Source organism: Flavobacterium sp. 140616W15, from assembly GCF_003668995.1.
GTDB lineage: Bacteria > Bacteroidota > Bacteroidia > Flavobacteriales > Flavobacteriaceae > Flavobacterium.
The window spans coordinates 2,311,597-2,330,900 of the sequence record NZ_CP033068.1 but is presented as its reverse complement, the minus strand read 5'-3'; the positions used below and the strand labels follow the sequence as shown (position 1 = coordinate 2,330,900).

The 19,304-nt window shown below is 36.3% G+C and carries 9 protein-coding genes, 2 tRNA genes, 3 rRNA genes and 2 pseudogenes; 12 read left to right on the top strand and 4 right to left on the bottom strand.

The genetic code is table 11. From position 1 onward, the window contains the following. Positions 1 to 19: 19 nt before the first annotated feature. Both glmM and EAG11_RS09945 read left to right on the top strand, forming a co-directional pair. Positions 20 to 1,408, top strand: a complete 1,389-nt coding sequence (gene glmM, locus EAG11_RS09950; protein ID WP_129539046.1) for a phosphoglucosamine mutase — start codon at positions 20 to 22, stop codon at positions 1,406 to 1,408. Between the two features lie 218 nt (positions 1,409 to 1,626). Next, positions 1,627 to 2,385, top strand: coding sequence for a hypothetical protein (locus EAG11_RS09945; RefSeq protein ID WP_129539045.1), 759 nt, complete (start codon positions 1,627 to 1,629; stop codon positions 2,383 to 2,385). Between the two features lie 60 nt (positions 2,386 to 2,445). On the opposite strand, the pseudogene EAG11_RS09940 reads toward EAG11_RS09945, so the two are convergent. Next, positions 2,446 to 3,314 (bottom strand): annotated as a pseudogene (locus EAG11_RS09940) (lysophospholipid acyltransferase family protein). Positions 3,315 to 3,427: 113 nt separating this feature from the next. Here EAG11_RS09940 and EAG11_RS09935 point away from each other — a divergent pair. The 8 genes and pseudogenes from EAG11_RS09935 (at position 3,428) to rrf (ending at position 11,171) form a co-directional block, all read left to right on the top strand. Continuing rightward, a complete protein-coding gene (locus EAG11_RS09935) occupies positions 3,428 to 4,066 on the top strand; it encodes a rhomboid family intramembrane serine protease (protein ID WP_129539044.1) in 639 nt (212 codons plus the stop codon). A 48-nt stretch (positions 4,067 to 4,114) separates the two neighbouring features. After that, positions 4,115 to 4,452, top strand: a pseudogene (locus EAG11_RS22825) (SIMPL domain-containing protein). After that, the gene (locus EAG11_RS22820; protein WP_371414635.1) at positions 4,449 to 4,805 is read left to right on the top strand and encodes an SIMPL domain-containing protein; all 357 of its coding nucleotides are present in this window, start codon (positions 4,449 to 4,451) and stop codon (positions 4,803 to 4,805) included. Before EAG11_RS22825 ends, EAG11_RS22820 begins: the two are co-directional and overlap by 4 nt. A 1,208-nt stretch (positions 4,806 to 6,013) precedes the next feature. Next, positions 6,014 to 7,527, top strand: a 16S ribosomal RNA gene (locus tag EAG11_RS09925). Positions 7,528 to 7,650: 123 nt separating this feature from the next. Beyond that, positions 7,651 to 7,724, top strand: a tRNA-Ile gene (locus EAG11_RS09920). Positions 7,725 to 7,811: 87 nt separating this feature from the next. Next, a tRNA-Ala gene (locus EAG11_RS09915) sits at positions 7,812 to 7,885 on the top strand. Positions 7,886 to 8,018: 133 nt separating this feature from the next. Continuing rightward, positions 8,019 to 10,902: ribosomal RNA gene (locus EAG11_RS09910) — 23S ribosomal RNA — on the top strand. 159 nt (positions 10,903 to 11,061) lie between these two features. Then, positions 11,062 to 11,171: ribosomal RNA gene (gene rrf, locus EAG11_RS09905) — 5S ribosomal RNA — on the top strand. Together the 16S, 23S and 5S rRNA genes with 2 tRNA genes alongside form the textbook arrangement of a ribosomal RNA operon. 721 nt (positions 11,172 to 11,892) lie before the next feature. On the opposite strand, the gene EAG11_RS21705 is transcribed toward rrf, so the two are convergent. Both EAG11_RS21705 and mnmE read right to left on the bottom strand, forming a co-directional pair. Next, a complete protein-coding gene (locus EAG11_RS21705; protein ID WP_164998692.1) occupies positions 11,893 to 12,042 on the bottom strand; it encodes a hypothetical protein in 150 nt (49 codons plus the stop codon). 716 nt (positions 12,043 to 12,758) lie between these two features. Continuing rightward, positions 12,759 to 14,159, bottom strand: coding sequence for a tRNA uridine-5-carboxymethylaminomethyl(34) synthesis GTPase MnmE (gene mnmE / locus EAG11_RS09885; protein ID WP_129539043.1), 1,401 nt, complete (start codon positions 14,157 to 14,159; stop codon positions 12,759 to 12,761). Positions 14,160 to 14,663: 504 nt separating this feature from the next. Between mnmE and EAG11_RS09880 the strand changes: the two genes are divergently transcribed. Beyond that, positions 14,664 to 15,497: a universal stress protein gene (locus EAG11_RS09880; protein ID WP_129539042.1), complete on the top strand. Its 834-nt coding sequence runs from the start codon at positions 14,664 to 14,666 to the stop codon at positions 15,495 to 15,497. A 234-nt stretch (positions 15,498 to 15,731) separates the two neighbouring features. Further along, on the top strand, positions 15,732 to 17,504 hold the full coding sequence (locus tag EAG11_RS09875) for a DNA mismatch repair protein (protein WP_129539041.1): 1,773 nt from the start codon (positions 15,732 to 15,734) through the stop codon (positions 17,502 to 17,504). Positions 17,505 to 18,148: 644 nt separating this feature from the next. Here EAG11_RS09875 and dnaN read toward each other — a convergent pair. Continuing rightward, entirely contained in the window at positions 18,149 to 19,267 is a 1,119-nt protein-coding gene (dnaN, locus tag EAG11_RS09865) for a DNA polymerase III subunit beta (protein ID WP_129539040.1), read from the bottom strand. Positions 19,268 to 19,304: the final 37 nt, after the last annotated feature.

The following is a 19,304-nucleotide window of genomic DNA, read 5'->3' as shown; positions in this document are numbered from 1 at the left end:
ATAACCATAACTCATTAAAATGACTTTAATAAAATCGATATCAGGGATAAGAGGAACAATTGGTGGTAAAGTAGGTGATAATCTAACACCAGTTGATGCAGTAAAATTTGCTTCGGCCTATGGAACATTCCTTAAAAATAATATTAAAAAAGAAAAACTAACAGTTGTAATTGGTCGTGATGCGAGAATTTCAGGACCAATGATTCACAACTTGGTTGTAAATACATTAATTGGTTTAGGAATAAATGTTATAGATTTAGGTCTTTCAACAACACCAACAGTAGAAGTTGCTGTTCCTTTAGAGAAAGCAGATGGAGGAATAATACTTACAGCATCACATAATCCAAAACAATGGAATGCATTAAAATTATTGAATGAAAAAGGTGAATTCCTAAATGGAGCAGAAGGAGCAAAAATTTTAGAAATTGCAGAAGCAGAAGCTTTCGATTTTTCGGATGTAGATAGTTTAGGAGAAATCACAATTAATGATGCTTATATGGATATCCATATCGATGAAGTTTTAAATTTACCTTTGGTAGATATAGAAGCGGTAAAAGCAGCAAAATTTAAAGTTGTAGTTGATGGAGTAAATTCTTCTGGAGGAATAATTATTCCAAAATTATTAGAATTAATGGGAGTTGAAGTAGTAAAATTATACTGCGAGCCTAACGGACATTTTCCTCATAACCCCGAACCATTAAAAGAACATCTTACAGATATATCAGAGTTGGTAGTGAAAGAAAAAGCACATTTAGGAGTTGTAGTAGATCCAGATGTAGATCGCTTAGCTTTTATTTGTGAAGACGGAGAAATGTTTGGAGAAGAATATACTTTAGTAGCTTGTGCAGATTACGTTTTGAGTAAAACACCAGGTAATACAGTTTCAAATATGTCATCATCTCGCGCATTAAGAGATGTTACAGTTGCACACGGAGGAAAATATGAAGCAAGTGCAGTAGGAGAGGTGAATGTAGTAGAATTAATGAAAAAAAATAATGCTATTATCGGTGGAGAAGGAAATGGAGGAATCATTTATCCAGAATCTCATTACGGAAGAGATAGCTTGGTAGGAATAGCATTATTTTTAACACATTTGGCAAATAAGAAAATGACCGTTTCAGCTTTGCGTGCTTCATATCCGGAATACTATATGAGCAAAAATAAAATTGAATTAACGCCTCAGATTGATGTTGATGCAATTTTGGTTGCAATGACAGAAAAATATAAAAATGAAGATATCACAACTATTGATGGAGTGAAAATTGATTTTGCTACAGAATGGGTTCATTTAAGAAAATCGAATACAGAACCAATAATTCGTATTTATACCGAAGCACCGTCTCAGGAAAAAGCAGATGTTTTAGCTTTAAGAATTATAGATGAAATAAAAGCAATCGCAGGAATTTAATTTTTGAGATAGAATCGAATAAAAAATGCCCGAAATTTAATTTCGGGCATTTTTTATCATGAAATTAACATGATGTTTATTAGTTAATAAATTTGTTGAGATTTATATGTTTTGAACTCTGTCATCGTTAATATTTAAAATGTATTTTATTCATAAACTTTAACGAAAATAACATTCTAAATTAAAAAAAAATAATATAAAAAATAATATAAAAAATAATGAAAAAAACATTTTATATATTCTTAGTTTCTGTATTAATACTTTCTTCTTGCTCTAAAGATGATGATTATGAAAATGATTCTGCGAATGTTTTATTAAGAAAAGAGATTGGTAAAGAAAATAATAAAGTGACATACTCTTCTGAATATGTATATAATGGAAATAGAATAGTTAGTATTGGTGATGTTAGTTTTACGTATACAGGAAACTATATTACTAAGCAGGCTTCAGCTTATATTACATATGAGTTTGGGTATGATAATGGAAAGTTAGTTAGTTATACAGAAAAATTTACAGGAGATATTAGTTTCTATAAAACTGTTTATATACATAACGTAGACGGAACTGTTTCGTTTAAAGAGTACTATGTTTTTAATTCGATGGAAACAGAAAGATCGAGGGGTAATCTTCAGTTTGTAGATGGTAATCTTGTAAAAAAAGAGTATGTAATGAAAGACAATAACGAAGTTGTGACTCAAACGATAATAAAAGAATATGATACTAAGAACAACCCGTATAAAAATATTTTGGGTTGTGATTTATTGTTTGATGATGACCGATTTCTTAGTATATTAAATGGCAATAAAAATAACCTAGTTAAAACTACATCAACAGCTTCAAACATAAAAGAGTTTTTCTCAGATTCGCTTCAAAAATCGATAAGTATATTTGAATATTCATACAATTCAAAAGGATTTCCAACTTTAAGAACTAGTATTGATAATAATGAAATCTCCACAAAAGAATACTTCTATTAATGTTTAAAATACAGTCTATTTCTTTTCTTTGATGATAAAATAGATTGTATTTTTTATGAGTTATCTTCTGTGTTTCCATCTTTTATGAGTCCATAAATAATACTCGGGAGCTTCAAGAATTTGCTTTTCAACTTCTCGCAGATAAGCATGAGTAATCTCAAAACCATCAGCTTTTTTAGGCGTATCGCAAATAGGAATAAAAGTAGCTTCGTAATAGCCGCGTTTTACTTTTTTTACTTTCACAAACAAAACACTTAAATTGTATTTTCTGGCAAGCATTTCGGCACCAGTATGAACAGGAACTTCAATTCCCATAAACGAATCCCAATGAAAAGCTCTGTCAAGTTTAGGAGATTGGTCGCTAGCTAAACCATACATGCTCAAAATACCATCTCTTTGGTTTTGTGCCATGAGTGGAATTATTTTTTAGTTTCTACTAATTCAGCATCATATTTAGAACGGATTTTTCGAACTAACTTGTCGAAATAAGGATTCACAATTTTTTTGTAAACACCAATACCTCTAAATTTAATTTGCGAATTTATAGTTAATAGCCATTCCCAGCTGGCATAGTGAGAAGCAACCAAAACTACGCTTTGACCTTTTTCTTCGTATTCTTTTATAAGATCGATATTGGTAATAATAAAACGTCTGTGCATTTCTTCAGGAGAAATAGTCATTGTTTTTATCATTTCCAAAAACATGTCACACATGTGTTGGTAAAACTTTTTTTCGATTACTTTTCTTTCTGTGTCATTAAGATGTGGTAATGCAAGAGCTAAATTTTCTTTAACCGTTTTTCTTCGGTATCTTATAAGATAATAAACAATGAAGTAAACGACATCAGAAAATAGATAAAAAACCGGAAAGGGAAGTATGGATATAATCCAAAGTAATGGATATGAAAGTATGTAAACAAGGAATTGCATGCAGTTTAATTTTTTACAAATATAACTCAAAAATGAATAACGTATATATTTTAATCGGTAACTGTGGAGTCTATGAGAATTACTATATTTACAATTCATAATAAATATAGAATATGAATACTATTTTGATAGGAATAATTGTTGCCAATGTTTTAGTTAGTTATAAGGGATTTAATGATCTTTCTTTTTTTAGAAAATATGAATTTCATGTCGGGAGCATTCGCTCAGGTGAGCAAATAAGAATGTTAACATCTGGTTTCTTGCATGTTGATATGATGCATTTGCTTTTTAATATGCTAACGCTATATTTTTTCGCACCAGTAGTTATTAATCATTTAGGGAGTTTTTCGTTCATATTGATTTATATAGGAAGTTTAGTTTTTGGAAGTTTACTAACGATGGTATTTCATAAAAACGACTACAGTTATCGCGCAGTAGGAGCCTCTGGAGCTGTAACAGGAGTTTTGTATTCTGCAATTTTATTACAACCGAACATGATGTTGGGTATATTTTTTATAATTCCGATGCCAGCATATCTCTTCGGGATCCTGTATTTATTGTATTCGATATATGGAATGCGAGCTAAAAATGATAATATCGGGCATACGGCGCATTTTGGAGGAGCTATTGGTGGTTACATGATTACTTTGATAAAAGAGCCAACATTAGTTGTTGATCATTCATTGATGGTTATTCTCTTGGCTATCCCAATTGCTGTACTTTTTATAATGGCTAAGCTTGGAAAACTTTAATGGCATAACTTTTGAAAAGGATTAATCAAACAATTAAATGATACAAATATGAAAAGAATAGCTTTATTTTTAACTCTTATGTTTATGACTATGACTCACGCTCAAGAAGCTAAACAAATCCCTCAAATTAGTGTGTCTGGAGAGGGTAAAGTAAAAGTAGCTCCAGACCAAGCAACAATTTTAGCAACTATTGAAACCAAAGGAAGTAATGCTAAAGATGTAAAAAACAAAACGATCAAAAAATGGATGCAGTTTTAAAATTCATTAAAAAAATGAATATTCCAACTGCAGATTTTAAAACTAAACAAGTTTCATTAAATCCTCAATATGATTATGAAAAAAGAAACATAATTATAATGCTACGCAAACAGTTGAAATCTTATTGAAAGATTTAACTAAGTATGATGAGTTAATGGAAGGATTGGTAGATCAAGGAATCAATCGTATAGATAATGTAACATTCGAGTCTTCTAAATTGGCACAATACGAGTCGGAAGCTAGAAAACTAGCAATAAAAGACGCAAAGTCTAAAGCGGAGGATTATGTATCAGTCTTAGGGCAAAAAGTAGGTAAAGCAATTGTTATTTCGGATAACTCTCAAGGATACCGTCCGCAACCGATCTATGCAGCAATGAAATCTATGGCAATGGATAGCGCAGGAGCGGCTTCGAATGAAACGCTAGCAATAGGGGAAATTGAAATCGTGTCAAACGTAAGTGTGAGTTTTATTTTAGAATAATAAAAACACTTTAATATATAGAAAATCCCGTCATTTATAAAATGGCGGGATTTTTTTATAGAGTAAAATTAGCGGATTTATATAAGTTTGTAGAACAACTGCCATAGTTTGTTGATGTCAGTATTATTAAATGGTGAAGTTTGTGTCATAAAGATGATAAGTTGGAGAGGCTTAAGAGTAGGGTTGGGTATTTTATATGCAATGATTCCAGTAAATTTGAGTTGGAGGGAGGGGGTAGACTGTTAGTTTTAGTTTATCCAATTTATAAGAATCAATAAAGGTATTACTAGATTAGAAGAAGAAGGTGTTTTAAAGTAATACCTAGTTATAATAGATTTCGTTTTTTGGGATACTGTATATAGTAGTCGCTTTTTTTGTATCCTATATATAGGAGTAATATTCTGTTATTAATATATAAGAGAAGTTTTTTCGGGAGCGCTTTCCTGCTATCCGCTCCAATCTTAGCCTTTTTAAAGGAAAAAGGCTAAGGATTTCCTCTTTTATCAGGGCTAGGGAGTTCGAAATCTGCTGAATCAGCCAAATCTGCGAGAAACAAGAACCCGAAATCCCAGCAAAACCGAGCAAAAACAAGAGAAGAAGAGTTTAGTAAGTAGAAAAATCTTAGAAAACCCAAAAACACCGAAGCAGTAAGGTATGAGTTATCAATGCATTAAGAAATAAACGCAAAATAAGCGCAAAAATGCGATCGAAAAGTATTGTTTATCTATAAAAAGGTGGTAGTTTTGCACCCGCAACAAACAAGACGTTCACTGACACACTGGTAAGCAAAACAATCGGATTTGGAAGCGAAAGTTTCTAAAAAAAAGATTAAAAAAAGCTTGTGAGTTTGGAAAACGAAAGTTACATTTGCACCCCGCAAACGAAGTTCATCGAACACTTCTTTAGATAAGAGTTAAGTGAGATAAAACAACGGAAGTTCCTTGAAATACTGCTAAGAAAAACGAAGAAAACGAGAAATAAAATTTCTTAAAAAAAACTTCAAAAAATCTTGCCAGTTAAAAAGGAGTTCATTACTTTTGCACCCGCTTTGAGAAACAAGCGATACAAAATAAGTAGACAAGTTCTTAGACATATTGAATTGACAGCCGTTTCGAAAGAGATTTCGAAACAAAGAATAAAGAGTAATAGAATCGCAAGATTTGAATATAACCGATAGAATCTTAGTCGCAATATAATATAAAAAATATACGATGAAGAGTTTGATCCTGGCTCAGGATGAACGCTAGCGGCAGGCTTAACACATGCAAGTCGAGGGGTATGCTTCTTCGGAAGTAGAGACCGGCGCACGGGTGCGTAACGCGTATGCAATCTACCTTTTACAGAGGGATAGCCCAGAGAAATTTGGATTAATACCTCATAGTATTATAGAATGGCATCATTTTATAATTAAAGTCACAACGGTAAAAGATGAGCATGCGTCCCATTAGCTAGTTGGTAAGGTAACGGCTTACCAAGGCTACGATGGGTAGGGGTCCTGAGAGGGAGATCCCCCACACTGGTACTGAGACACGGACCAGACTCCTACGGGAGGCAGCAGTGAGGAATATTGGACAATGGGCGCAAGCCTGATCCAGCCATGCCGCGTGCAGGATGACGGTCCTATGGATTGTAAACTGCTTTTATACAGGAAGAAACCCTGGTTCGTGAACCAGCTTGACGGTACTGTAAGAATAAGGATCGGCTAACTCCGTGCCAGCAGCCGCGGTAATACGGAGGATCCAAGCGTTATCCGGAATCATTGGGTTTAAAGGGTCCGTAGGCGGTTTAATAAGTCAGTGGTGAAAGCCCATCGCTCAACGGTGGAACGGCCATTGATACTGTTAAACTTGAATTATTAGGAAGTAACTAGAATATGTAGTGTAGCGGTGAAATGCTTAGAGATTACATGGAATACCAATTGCGAAGGCAGGTTACTACTAATTGATTGACGCTGATGGACGAAAGCGTGGGTAGCGAACAGGATTAGATACCCTGGTAGTCCACGCCGTAAACGATGGATACTAGCTGTTGGGAGCAATCTCAGTGGCTAAGCGAAAGTGATAAGTATCCCACCTGGGGAGTACGTTCGCAAGAATGAAACTCAAAGGAATTGACGGGGGCCCGCACAAGCGGTGGAGCATGTGGTTTAATTCGATGATACGCGAGGAACCTTACCAAGGCTTAAATGTAGTTTGACCGATTTGGAAACAGATTTTTCGCAAGACAAATTACAAGGTGCTGCATGGTTGTCGTCAGCTCGTGCCGTGAGGTGTCAGGTTAAGTCCTATAACGAGCGCAACCCCTGTTGTTAGTTGCCAGCGAGTCATGTCGGGAACTCTAACAAGACTGCCAGTGCAAACTGTGAGGAAGGTGGGGATGACGTCAAATCATCACGGCCCTTACGCCTTGGGCTACACACGTGCTACAATGGCCGGTACAGAGAGCAGCCACTGGGCGACCAGGAGCGAATCTATAAAACCGGTCACAGTTCGGATCGGAGTCTGCAACTCGACTCCGTGAAGCTGGAATCGCTAGTAATCGGATATCAGCCATGATCCGGTGAATACGTTCCCGGGCCTTGTACACACCGCCCGTCAAGCCATGGAAGCTGGGGGTGCCTGAAGTCGGTGACCGCAAGGAGCTGCCTAGGGTAAAACTGGTAACTAGGGCTAAGTCGTAACAAGGTAGCCGTACCGGAAGGTGCGGCTGGAACACCTCCTTTCTAGAGCCCTATATGTTAGCAGTAATGCACGTTAGGGAAAGAAGACGAAAGAATTTAAAGGTTCATCTCTAAAGATTATATTACTCTGCTGTTAGTTCAAATAATAAATTTAAGTAAAAACAGAGTCTCGTAGCTCAGCTGGTTAGAGTACTACACTGATAATGTAGGGGTCGGCAGTTCGAGTCTGCCCGGGACTACTATTTAAACTTAAATAAAAGGAAATTTTAGAAGTTGAGCATTTATGAGCGAATTCATAACTCATAATTCATCATCATTTTAAAAATGGGGGATTAGCTCAGCTGGCTAGAGCGCCTGCCTTGCACGCAGGAGGTCAACGGTTCGACTCCGTTATTCTCCACAGATCAATCCCTTAGTTGGGAGCGATAAAAGTTCATTGACATATTGAGATAAGAAAATAATAAAAGTAGAAAGCGTTTTTATTAGCGATAATAAAAACAAAAAAAAACGGTCATATTAATTTATGATTGGTACAATAAGCAAAATAAGGGCGTATGGGGGATGCCTTGGCTCTCAGAGGCGATGAAAGGCGTGATAAGCTGCGAAAAGTTACGGGGATCGGCACACACGAATTGATCCGTAAATACCTGAATGGGGCAACCCACTATGTTGAAGACATAGTACACCGATAGGTGGGCAAACCCGCTGAACTGAAACATCTAAGTAGGCGGAGGAGAAGAAAACAAAAGTGATTCCGTAAGTAGTGGCGAGCGAACGCGGATTAGCCCAAACCAATGTTGTTACGGCAATGTTGGGGTTGTAGGACCACGATATTTGTTGCACAAAGAATTAGAATCTACTGGAAAGTAGAACCACAGAGGGTGATAGTCCCGTATAGGTAATGAGTGTAAATGATAGTGGTATCCTGAGTAGGGCGGGGCACGTGAAACCCTGTCTGAATTTGGCGGGACCATCCGCTAAGGCTAAATACTCCTGAGAGACCGATAGTGAACCAGTACCGTGAGGGAAAGGTGAAAAGAACCGTGAATAACGGAGTGAAATAGATCCTGAAACCATACGCTTACAAGCGGTCGGAGCCCTTTCGTGGGGTGACGGCGTGCCTTTTGCATAATGAGCCTACGAGTTAACGTTGCTGGCAAGGATAAGTGGTTAAGCCACGGATCCGTAGCGAAAGCGAGTCTGAATAGGGCGCTTTAGTCAGTAGTGTTAGACGCGAAACCGTGTGATCTACCCATGGGCAGGTTGAAGCTGTGGTAACACACAGTGGAGGACCGAACCGGTTGACGTTGAAAAGTCTTCGGATGACCTGTGGGTAGGGGTGAAAGGCCAATCAAACTCGGAAATAGCTCGTACTCCCCGAAATGCATTTAGGTGCAGCGTTGTGCATAAAGTTATATAGAGGTAGAGCTACTGATTGGATGCGGGGGCTTCACCGCCTACCAATTCCTGACAAACTCCGAATGCTATATAATGTTTCACAACAGTGAGGGCTTGGGTGCTAAGGTCCAAGTCCGAGAGGGAAAGAACCCAGACCATCAGCTAAGGTCCCCAAATATATGTTAAGTTGAAAGAACGAGGTTTGTCTGCCCAGACAGCTAGGATGTTGGCTTGGAAGCAGCCATTCATTTAAAGAGTGCGTAACAGCTCACTAGTCGAGCGGACGAGCATGGATAATAATCGGGCATAAACATATTACCGAAGCTATGGATTTAGAGTTTACTCTAAGTGGTAGGGGAGCATTCTAACAGGGTTGAAGGTGTGTCGTAAGGCATGCTGGACTGGTTAGAAAAGAAAATGTAGGCATAAGTAACGATAATGCGGGCGAGAAACCCGCACACCGAAAAACTAAGGTTTCCACAGCTATGCTAATCAGCTGTGGGTTAGTCTGGTCCTAAGGCGAACCCGAAAGGGACAGTCGATGGCTAACGGGTTAATATTCCCGTACTACTAATTACTGTGATGGGGTGACGGAGTGATGAAAGCGCCGCGAACTGACGGAATAGTTCGTTGAAGTACCTACCTATAAGATCTGCAGGCAAATCCACAGATTTTGGGGAAATACGATAGTACTCGGAGACTTCGGTTGAAGAGATAGTGCGCCTAAGGGCTTCCAAGAAAAACCTCTAAACTTCAGGTAATTAGTACCAGTACCGTAAACCGACACAGGTAGTTGAGGAGAGAATCCTAAGGTGCTCGAGAGATTCATGGCTAAGGAATTAGGCAAAATAGACCTGTAACTTCGGGAGAAAGGTCGCCAGCAGCAATGCTGGCCGCAGTGAAGAGGTCCAGGCGACTGTTTATCAAAAACACAGGGCTCTGCAAAATCGTAAGATGAAGTATAGGGCCTGACACCTGCCCGGTGCTGGAAGGTTAAGAGGAGATGTTATCTTCGGAGAAGCATTGAATTGAAGCCCCAGTAAACGGCGGCCGTAACTATAACGGTCCTAAGGTAGCGAAATTCCTTGTCGGGTAAGTTCCGACCTGCACGAATGGTGTAACGATCTGGACACTGTCTCAGCCATGAGCTCGGTGAAATTGTAGTAGCGGTGAAGATGCCGCTTACCCGCAGTGGGACGAAAAGACCCTGTGCACCTTTACTATAGCTTAGTATTGACCTTGGATAAATGATGTGTAGGATAGGTTGGAGACTGTGAAGTGGCGTCGCTAGGCGTTGTGGAGTCATTGTTGAAATACAACCCTTTGTTTATCTGAGGCCTAACCCCGTTATTGCGGGGGACATTGCTTGGTGGGTAGTTTGACTGGGGTGGTCGCCTCCAAAAGAGTAACGGAGGCTTCTAAAGGTTCCCTCAGTACGCTTGGTAACCGTGCGTAGAGTGCAATGGCATAAGGGAGCTTGACTGAGAGACATACAGGTCGATCAGGTACGAAAGTAGAGCATAGTGATCCGGTGGTTCCGCATGGAAGGGCCATCGCTCAAAGGATAAAAGGTACGCCGGGGATAACAGGCTGATCTCCCCCAAGAGCTCATATCGACGGGGGGTTTGGCACCTCGATGTCGGCTCGTCACATCCTGGGGCTGGAGAAGGTCCCAAGGGTTGGGCTGTTCGCCCATTAAAGTGGCACGCGAGCTGGGTTCAGAACGTCGTGAGACAGTTCGGTCTCTATCTACTGTGGGCGCAAGAAATTTGAGTGGATCTGATTCTAGTACGAGAGGACCGAATTGGACAAACCTCTAGTGTATCTGTTGTTCCGCCAGGAGCACCGCAGAGTAGCTACGTTTGGAAGGGATAAGCGCTGAAAGCATATAAGCGCGAAACCCACCACAAGATGAGATTTCTTTTAAGGATCGTGGGAGATGACCACGTTGATAGGCTATAGATGTAAAGGCAGTAATGTCATAGTCGAGTAGTACTAATAATCCGTAAGCTTATGTACGCCTTTTCCCCCGACGCAAGTCGGGGGGAGAAACTTTCTAAAAAATTATTTTTTCTTTATCTCAGTGTGTTAAGATATTATTGTAATTATTAATTATTAATTATCAATTGTTAATTTTTAATTTTTATTACAAAAGTTGCCTAAAGCAACTAACGACCTTAAGGTGGTTATTGCGGCGGGGCTCACCTCTTCCCATCCCGAACAGAGTAGTTAAGCCCGCCTGCGCAGATGGTACTGCAGTTATGTGGGAGAGTATGTCGTCGCCTTTCTTTAGAATCCTCATCATGAATTTGATGAGGATTTTTTTTTGTTTGAAACTTTTTGGTTGACAAAAAAAATACCGCAAAGAGCACAGTCCCGATAGCTATCGGGATACGCAAAGCTTCGCAAAGTTTAATGGGATCAAGTGCAAATGTTGGGGATTATCCAAAAAAGATGCCGCTGAACATTAGTCATTAGTACTTCTATTATCAAAATAGTTTAAGATTGACTAGTAATTAAATGTTATGGTATTAAGTAGGATATTAAAGTTCTTAAAACCTGGTTCTTCTACATTCCTATATTAATGTGCTAGTTTGGTCATAGCAATGAGTTTGTTGTTATAAATCCCACGAAGGTACTGTAACTAGTCTATGAGTTGTTTTTATATCAGGATATAGGCTAAATAAGATCTAAGCTCTTTTATTTTGTCTCTCAATCCATTTTTACTAGATTTATAAAGAATACATCTACTTCTGGCTAACAACTGCTTTACAGAGTCTGCATTAGACAAAAGTTCTGGGATATAGGTTTTGCCCTCTCTTTTCGATCCTCAGCATCCATGGTTTTTCAACGATATTTGATTCTAAGCTCCTGTAATGCTTCTAGAGCTAATTTTTGAACATGAAATTGCACGGCTTTTGGAAAACATCTTTTGGGGATCAATTTCAAGGAATTGGCTATGTCAAGTGTTATCTCTTGGACACAATTTCTTTTTTCGTAATCAATTTATCAGATATGTTCAATAACCTGATCAGCCTTTGTTCTGACAAGAATAGCAACTAAGTAACCATTTTTGTCTCTGGCTTCCTTATTAGTAACAATAGTAAGAAGTTCTCCTTGAGACAAAGGTGCTTCATCAATTGATAAATGAGTACCCATATTTTCAGGGTACAAATTCCACTGATGTTCATATTAACGTTGAGCCTATATATTAAAAGGGCTTAGTTTTTTTATATTGCCTCTGTGGTTTCTTCCTATTGACTCCAAGCAAGCTTCCGATGGTTCGACAATCAATAGCAGTCTTATTTATTAAATAACACACAAACTCTTGAGGCATTTGGCTTCTCTTAGTAACTAAATCCCAATCTCTTTTAACGATCTCACCTGTGTCTTTATTAGTCCAGGGACGTCTTTTGATGTGTAGATACACAAGCTTATCTCTTAGAGCAAAGTCCTGAATAGTAATCTCATCTTGGAAGTACTTTGATACTAACTGAAGGCCATTAAACTCCGCTAGAGGTTTGGAATCCTCTTCAAAGTATAGGTGTAATATTTCTTCTGTATTAGTAGACGAAACAACTTTAAAGTGTTCTACTAAAAAAATCAGGAAGCATAAATTTCAAAAGCTCTTAGGGAGTATGATAAATTATTAGATTGCAAATCTCTTATTTTATTTTGACACTTCCTCCTCAAGATTTGTTTTTGATTCGTTTTAACGCAAAATACGGATCAACACGTAAACATGTGGAGAGATAAAATTTAAGCAAAATAATACAAAACAATTAAAAGAAAGAATAAATAAAAACGAGTTAATGCATTGATTGATAAAATTTTAACTCGTTTATTGTTGTTTTGTTATGTTGTGTTTTGCCCTGTTATTTACCGATGCAGAAATTAGCAAAGATATTACCAAGTAATTCGTCATTAGAAACCTGACCAGTAATCAGCCCAAATTGGTATAAAGCTTCGCGAATATCTAGAGCCATTAAATCACTTGAGAGATTGGTTTCGAGGCCGTATTTTACTTTTTGAATTTCATCTAGCGCTTTAAGTAAAGAGTCGTAATGACGTGTGTTTGTTACGATAGTCTCATTATTCCGTAAAGCTCCAGTGTTTACAAAAGAAAGCAATTGATTTTTTAATTCATCAACGCCAATATTCTCTTTAGCACTTAAAAATAGCTGTTTGAGGTTTAAAGTTTCAAGTTGTTTGCGAATATCTTGAAGTTCTTCTTCCGTAAGTTGGTCTATTTTATTACAAACAATTAAAATTTGTTTTAAAGGATATTTGTTTTTTATTTTCTCAATTTCAACTATAAACGAGTTACTTGAAGCTTTAAACTTCAAGCTATCCATTAAATAAATAACGAGTTGCGCTTGTTCAATTTTCTCGAAGGTTTTCTTGATTCCGATGCTTTCTACATAATCAACAGTTTCGCGAATCCCAGCAGTATCTATAAATCTAAAGCCGATTCCGCCAATAACCAATTCATCCTCGATAGTATCACGAGTCGTTCCAGCAATCTCCGAAACAATGGCACGTTCCTCGTTTAATAAAGAGTTCAATAAAGTTGATTTCCCAACATTAGGTTCTCCAACAATAGCAACAGGAATACCGTTCTTGATTACATTTCCAACAGCAAAAGAGTCGATCAAACGTTTCAATACAAATTCAATGCGATTCAGTAATTCATGAAACTGACTTCTGTCAGCAAATTCGACATCCTCTTCGGCAAAGTCCAATTCAAGTTCGATAAGCGAAGCAAAATTTAATAACTCCTCACGTAGTTTAGCAATTTCGTTGCTAAAGCCACCACGCATTTGTTGCATGGCAATTTGATGCGAAGCTTCATTATCAGACGAGATTAAGTCGGCTACTGCTTCGGCTTGGGATAAATCTAGTTTTCCATTTAAGAAAGCACGAAGGGTAAATTCACCAGGATCAGCCATTCGACATCCTTTGCGAAGCAATAATTGTATGATTTGTTGTTGGATATACGTAGAACCGTGGCATGATATTTCGATAGTATTTTCGCCAGTATAGGAGTTTGGACCTTTAAATACAGAAACCAAAACTTCATCAAGGGTTTTAGAATCATCTACAATATGACCTAGATGTAACGTATGAGTTTTCTGCTTAGTTAAATCCTTGTTTTTAATAGATTGAAAAACACCGTTACCAATTGTAATGGCATCGCTACCCGAAATTCGGATTATGGCTATTGCTCCAGCTCCCGAAGGTGTTGCTAGTGCTACTATAGAATCTTGATTTATCATGGTGCAAAGGTATAAAAAAAGGCTAGAAGTTCCGAAAGCAGTATTTGTATAAAAGGATATACTTTTTTATAGATAATTAGGCTTGTTCTTATTTTAAATAGTGATGCTAGGTATCTCACGAAAAGACACAAAGCCTTGAAAGTTAGACTTATTTTCTTTGCGGCTTTGCGAGAAAATAATGTTCCCAGCTTGGTTAAAAAAAGATTGACTTAATGATATTGCTCAGCGCTTCGGGATTGCTATCGGAATGTGCTAGTCTCAAAAAGCGATGAAAGATGAATTCTAAGAATTGAGATAACATTGTAATTGAAAACTGAGACTGACTACTGAAATGTCCTTCGGCTCCGCTCAGGATGACACTGTAAACCGAGAGCGTAAACTGAATACTAGAATTGAGTACTAACTTTAAGAAATTGTAAAATGTTAAATAACTGATAATTGTCATGTCGAAGAGATCGTTTTATGGTTAAATTTGAGAAACTAACATTTAATCTAAATAATGCGATGAAAAGAATATTATTCCCCACCGATTTCTCTGAAGTAGCTACAAATGCATTTGTACATGCTTTAGAATTTGCAAAACAGGTTAAAGGCGAACTCATTTTACTACATACATTTGAGATTCCAGTTTATGATAGCCAGTTTTTTCCAGAGAATTTTGCCATTATATATAATTCATTAGAGTTGGCTAAATTCGAAATGTTTAAAGATGAAATTCCTAAGCTACGACAAATAGCTGCAGACCGCAAGCTCGATAATATTGTGATGAACCACCGTTTGATGGATGGTGATTTGGTTTACAATATGAAGAAAGCCATTAAAGAAGATCAAATAGATTTTGTAGTAATGGGAACTTCAGGTATAGCAGGATGGAATACTTTTTTCTTAGGAACCAATACCGATGCAGTGATATCAGGTGTTGAAGTACCAATTTTATGCGTACCTGTAGAATCTAAATTTAATAAAGTAAAAACCATCGGATTCACAACGCGCTATCGTGAAAAAGATAAAAAAGAGCTTCGTAAAGTTTTGGCTATAGCCAAAAAAATGAATGCTAAAATTAAATGTCTGTATGTAAAAACGCAGAACTCTGATGTTACCGATGCAACAATTAAAGAATGGGAAAAAGATTTTAAAGAAGAGCCAGTTCAGTTTTTGGTGCTGCCATGTGAAGAAGTAAAAGAAACAATTCTAGATTTTGTTTTGTATAAAGACATCGATATACTAGCAATGATTGCTTATAAACGAAGCTTCTTCGAAAGCTTGTTTAGTCCTAGTTTTACTAAAAAACTAACAAAGGATATTGCAATTCCGGTTTTGATTATGCACGAACAATAGATTTCTGTGGTATTATAAATTTTCTTTCAAAGGTGCAGAGCAGTAAAGATTAAGTTTAAAGTTGTTTTCTTTGCGTTTTTGTGACTTTGCGAGAATAAATAAGTGCAAACTTTTAATTGAGGAAGAGAATGTAGTAGTGAGTAATATTCCTAGTATTTAAAGTAGTTATTTCGTTGCTGTAAACTTATATTTGTATTTAATATAATTTCTAAAAGGAATAATTACTTTAAATCAATGGAACAATATCAAAAAAACAGCAATAGTTATTCAGAGGCTTTAAATACAATCAACAAAAAATACAATAGCATTAGTTTATTACGACTTTTGAGTATTGTTTTGTGTTTTGTTTTAGGGTATTATTATATCAAGACAGATGCTTCAATATATCTTATTGTTGCAGTCTTGTCATTCCTGGGGTTTGTTGTTTTAATGCGTATTCATTCTGCTTTGTCTTTTCAAAAGAAATTTACCGAGGCACTTTTAAAAATAAATAAAAACGAGATTACTTTTCTAAAAAGAGAAAAACTACCTTTTGAAAATGGACAAGAGTTTATTGACTTCCATCACCCTTACGCATACGATTTAGATATTTTTGGAGACCATTCATTGTTTCAAAGTCTTAATAGAACAGGGACTTTTGTTGGGAAAAAGACATTGGCAAATCAGTTGTTATATAATTTACCAAATAACGAAATTGCTCAAAATCAAGAAGCAATACAAGAACTGAAATCAAAGTTAGATTGGCGTCAGGAATTTTTAGCACTTGCAATAATAGGACAAGATACTAAAGAAGCCTATCAGGCATTATTAAAATGGAAGGACAGCAAGAGTGCTCCATTTTCAAAAGTAATGTCAATATTGATGTATGTTTTGCCTGCTGTTTTTGGAGCATTAGTAATTGCGTATTTCGTAACATCGAATGTGGTATTTATATCCTATCTGTCTTTTGCTTTTGTTTTAAATACAACAGTTTTTGGTATGTTTTTTAAAAGAATTCAAACAGAAATTGCCAAAGCTGAAAATATTGATAAAATTATTAAGCAGTATGGTTTATTGGTTAAGGAAATTGAAAACGAAACGTTTAAGTCAGATAAATTAGTTGCTCTGCAAAAGAAATTGGTTTATAAAAATGCGAAAGCCAGTGTTCATTTAAAACAATTATCGGAGTTGTTTTCAAATATGGATACAATCAATAATTTTGTAACCGCATTATTATTTAATGGAATTTTCTTGTTCAATATTCATGTTTTTAAAAATCTTTTAAATTGGAAAACGAATCACGCAGCTGTTTTAGAAGAATGGCTGGAAGTAATGGGCGAGTTTGAAATGCTGAACAGCTTAGCGAACTTTTCATATAATAATGAAGATTTTGTATTCCCAGAGCTAAATACTGATTTTAAAATTGGTTTCTCTAATCTTAGTCACCCATTGCTAAATCCTGAAACTAGAGTAGGAAATGAGGTGAAATTTTTTCCAGAATCGTTTATGATATTAACGGGATCAAATATGTCCGGGAAAAGTACTTTTTTACGCAGCTTAGGAATCAATATGGTTTTAGGAGGAATAGGTTCTGTGGTGTGCGCTAATAAGGCTACGATGCATCCGTTACCAGTTTTGGTATCTATGCGACTATCAGATTCTTTGTCAGATAGTGAATCGTACTTTTTTGCCGAAATAAAGCGTTTAAAACAAATTATGGATGCGTTAGAGGATAAGCCCGCTTTTGTGCTCTTAGATGAGATTTTAAGAGGTACTAACTCAGATGACAAACGCAATGGGACTATTGAAGTAGTAAAAAAGATCATTGCAAAAAAAGCAATCGGAGCTATTGCAACTCACGATATCGAAGTATGTTTAACAACTAATGATTATCCAGATGTTTTAACAAACCAATGTTTTGAGGTTGAAATCAAGAATAACGAACTGCATTTTGATTTTACGCTTCGTGAAGGTATCTGTAAAAATAAAAGTGCTACTTTCCTAATGCAAAAAATGGGCGTGATTTAGTGGTGTGAGAGAATAGAGTATAGAGAATAGAGTATAGAGAATAGAGTATAGAGTATAGAGTATAGAGTATAGAGTATAGAGTATAGAGTATAGAGTATAGAGTATAGAGTATAGAGTATAGAGTATAGAGTATAGAGTATAGAGTATAGAGTATAGAGTATAGAGTATAGAGTATAGAGTATAGAGTATAGAGTATAGAGTATAGGAAGACTATAGGTTTAGAGTAAATACTATATAGAGTAAAAGCTAAATATTTTTATGAGTAGTTAGTGGTGATATTTTAGTTGGAGTTGTAGGTCACTAAACTTAGTCTTAATTTACTCTTGTTGTTCTTTGTACAATCTTTCCTCAAACTTGTCATCTCGAAGTAACGAGGGAACTTCACGAGAAATTCCATTAACTTTGTCGAGTCGCTCGTGAAGATTCTTCGACTCCGCCTCAGAATGATAATATTGAGGAAACTTAGTACCTCCTTGTGAAGCTTTGCGAAAGAGCTCTCTAAACAAAATAAAAAAACCGCAGTTTCAAAAGAAGCGGCGGTTTTTTAAGTATAAAAATGGTTGGTTAATAGCGTAATTGTTATGCAATAATAAGTATTATATTTGAATATCAAAAATCTAATACAACAAAAACATAATTAAATGTTAACTATTTAGCATTACTGGCATCACCAACATGGTCACAGTTTCTCCATCTTCTAAACCATCTACAGGAGTCAGGATTCCTGCTCTGTTTGGTAAAGACATTTCAAGCATTATCATATCCGACTGTAAGTTGGTCAACATTTCAGTAAGGAAACGGGAGTTAAACCCAATTTGCAAGTCATCACCTTGGTAATCACAAGTCAATCTTTCCTCGGCTTTGTTTGAGTAATCAATATCCTCGGCAGAAACATTTAATTCTGCACCAGCGATTTTCAAACGAATTTGGTGTGTAGTTTTGTTAGAGAAAATCGCCACACGACGTACTGAACTTAAAAATAAAGAACGGTCAATCATTAATTTGTTTGGATTCTCTTTTGGAATTACAGCTTCATAATTTGGATATTTCCCATCAATTAAACGACACATCAAGATGTAGTTGTCGAATGAGAAAGTAGCATTAGAGTCGTTGTATTCAATTTTTACTTCAGCATCAGAAGTTCCTAAGATACTTTTTAAAATATTCAAAGGTTTCTTTGGCATAATAAAATCAGCAACTTGAGATGCTTTTACATCTGTACGAGCATATTTTACTAATTTATGAGCATCTGTAGCAACGAATATTAATCCTTCTGGCGAAAACTGGAAGAATACTCCTGACATAACAGGACGTAGATCGTCGTTACCAGCAGCAAATATCGTTTTGCTAATAGCAGTTGCCAAAACATCCGAAGGTACAAGAGTAACAGAAGGATCTTCTAAGTTTACAGATTTTGGGAATTCTTCTCCAGCCGCATATGCTAAGGCATATTTACCTGAGTTAGAACTAATTTCTACAGTGTTATTGTCTTCAATTGTAAAAGTTAAAGGTTGTTCTGGAAATGTTTTAAGGATTTCGAGTAATAATTTTGCAGGTATTGCAACACTTCCTTTGCTTGTAGAATCAATCGCTAAAGTTGCAGACATCGTCGTTTCAAGATCCGATGAAGAAACTGTTAATTCATTATTGTCTAATTCAAATAGAAAGTTGTCTAAAATAGGTAACGTATTGTTACTATTGATTACACTACCTAAAACTTGTAATTGCTTTAATAAGTACGAACTCGATACTATAAATTTCATCTCTTTTGTTTTATTTTTTGGTATATATTTTAGCTTG